We start from the raw sequence: 2,604 nt of genomic DNA, 5'->3' as shown, positions 1-2,604 counted from the left end.
GCCCTTTGCTTACTTTGGGGCTTTTCCAAAGTGAGCCGCCGTCAGGGCGGAACCCTAAGTGGCCGTTACCTAAATAATGGATATGTACTCGGCCCAATCCAACATCCCGGCCAGCCCAGAGGCCGCCATCGGGGGCAAGTCGAATCGTCGCACCGCCCCTCCCACATTTTGATCTGTGAATACATTCAAAGTGTGTGAGGCCGCTTCAGGCCCCGGTAAACTCAAGCACCCAGCAACCGATACCCCACCCCCACCTCAGTCACGATAAACCTCGGCTGCATCGGATCATCCGCCAGCTTCTGGCGCAAATGCCCTACTACAATGCGCAGGTAGTGGCTGTCTTCGGTATGGGTCGGCCCCCAGATATCCTTGAGCAATTGCTGCTGGGTAATCACCCGCCCCGCATGCCGCGCCAGTTGCGCCAGCACCGCGTACTCCTTGCGGGTCAGTGCCACTTCGACGCCGTCGAGCAGAACACGGCGGTAGGCCAGGTCCACCGTCAGCGGGCCGAAACTCAACGCAGCCTCCTGCGCTTCCCCCGCCGGAGCCTGACGCAATAAGGCGCGCACCCGGGCGAGGAACTCCTGGATACCGAACGGCTTGGTCACGTAGTCATTGGCACCACCGTCAAGGGCTTGGACCTTCTGCGCTTCGCTGGCCCGCACCGAGAGCACCAATACCGGCACCGTCGACCACTCGCGAAACTCGCGCAGCACCTGCTGGCCGTCCATATCGGGCAGGCCCAGGTCAAGGACGAGCAAGTCCGGTTTGCTCAACGCCGCCTGAGCAAGGCCTTCGTTGCCGCTACCGGCTTCGATCACCTTATAGCCTTGGGAGGCCAGGCTGATGCGCAGGAATTTGCGGATCTGCGGTTCGTCATCAATGACGAGAATCGTCGAGGTCTGGCTCATGGTGTCTCAGTTAAAATCAATTAAAAACCAACCCATGCAGGAGCGAGCTTGCTCGCGAAAAACGTCTAGGCGCCGCGTACATTCAGGAAGCCATCTTTATCGTTAACGACCTTCGCAAGCAAGCTCGCTCCTACAGGATTGGCTCCAGGGCAGGTTGTGTAGGCAATGGCAGGAACAAGGTAATACAGGTGCCCCGCCCTTCAATACCGTCGGCCACACTGATGTGCCCACCGTGCGCGCCGACCATGCCCTGGCAGATCGCCAACCCCAGGCCGGTGCCCTGCCCGCCGCGATCACCGCGCGCAGCGGTGTAGAACATATCGAAGATTTTTGCCCGTTCGTCCTCCGGAATTCCCGGCCCCTCATCGGCTACGGCAAAAAACACCTGGCCGTCCGACACACCGGCGCTCAACTGCAAGCGGCCCTGGGGCGGCGAAAAGCGCGCGGCGTTTTCCATGACATTGACCAGGGCCTGCTCGATCAACGCCGCATGCACATAGAGCAAGGGCAAGTCCGGCGGCACATCAGTGTCGACCTGCAAAGGCGCCAGCACGGCGCGAAGGCGGCCAAGGGCACTGCCGACGATATCCCCGGGCGACACCCAATCGCGCGCCAGCTTCAGCGCACCGTGGCCCAGGCGGGTCATGTCCAGCAGGTTCTGGATATAGCGGTCGAGGCGCTCGGCTTCATCACGGGTCCCTTCGAGCAATTCGAGACGGTCCTCCAAGGGGATCGCCTCACCCAGCGCCAGCAGGCTGTCGATACTGCCGCGCATGGAGGTCAGCGGCGTACGCAAATCATGGGAGACGGAGGCGAGCAAGGCGCTGCGCAATTGTTCGGTCTCACCGTGCAAACGCGCGGACTCCAATTCCTGCGCCAACTGCGCACGCGCCAACGCCTGGGCCAACGGCTGGCTCAAGGCAGTGAGCAGGCGACGGCGTTGGCCACTCAACTCCATGCCGGCTTTCGCGCTGACGCCCAGCAAGCCCAAGGGGCCCTCTTCACCCGACAACGGCCACCACCACCAGCGTCCAAACGGCAAGGTGCCGGTGCCCATGCCTGCCGGTTGGTCGTGCTGCCAGGCCCAGTCGGCGGCGGCACGCTCGGCCTCGGTGAGGGTCAGCGGGCCACCGGTCTCGATCGTCCAACCGCCCTGGCCATCGCGATTGACCAGGCACAGATCCAACTCATTCCAGCCTTGCAGGTGATGAGCCGCTGCACTGATGACCGCCTGGCGATCCGTGGCGGCGGTGAGCTTGCGTGACAGGTCGAGCAGCTCGCTGGTTTCTTCCTGGGTATCGCGCAGCGCCTGTAATTGCCGACGCTGGCGTGCGGCCAGGTTGCCGGTGAGCGCCGCCATCAACAGGAAAAACAACAGCGTCAGGACGTCCTCTTCACGCTGGATCGCGAAGGAGAAATTCGGTGGGATAAACAGAAAGTCGTAGGTCATGAACGACAACGCCGCACACACCAGCGAAGGCCCCAGGCTGCTGCGCACCGCCACCAGCAGCACCGCAGCGAGGAACACCAGCGAGATATTCGGTAACGGCAAGAGGCTGGACACGCCCCATGCCAGGCCGGCGGCAACCAGGGTGGCCACCACGGCCAGGGCATAGTCGAACCAGCGCAGCCCACGCACCTCCGGCAAGCGCGGCGCTGCTGGCCTATCGTCGCTGTCGAGCACGTTGATTTC

At 62.7% G+C, this 2,604-nt stretch carries 2 protein-coding genes; both read right to left on the bottom strand.

Going from position 1 to position 2,604, the window contains the following annotated elements; genetic code table 11:
* Nucleotides 1-221: 221 nt before the first annotated feature.
* The gene (locus BFP90_RS16715; RefSeq protein WP_065897472.1) at nucleotides 222-911 is read right to left on the bottom strand and encodes a response regulator; all 690 of its coding nucleotides are present in this window, start codon (nucleotides 909-911) and stop codon (nucleotides 222-224) included.
* A 130-nt stretch (nucleotides 912-1,041) separates the two neighbouring features.
* Nucleotides 1,042-2,604: DUF4118 domain-containing protein (locus tag BFP90_RS16710; RefSeq protein WP_141688973.1), on the bottom strand; the 1,563-nt coding region annotated here is incomplete at its 5' end.

The sequence above is a fragment of the Pseudomonas sp. 24 E 13 genome, assembly GCF_900004715.1.
Lineage (GTDB): Bacteria > Pseudomonadota > Gammaproteobacteria > Pseudomonadales > Pseudomonadaceae > Aquipseudomonas > Aquipseudomonas orientalis_A.
The sequence above is the reverse complement of the archived record's forward strand: the minus strand, read 5'-3'. Positions and strand labels throughout refer to the sequence as shown.

What these genes read in the sequence shown, in the direction of transcription:
- BFP90_RS16715 (WP_065897472.1), bottom strand. Translation starts at nt 911, where the DNA reads ATGAGCCAGACCTCGACGATTCTCGTCATTGATGACGAACCGCAGATC.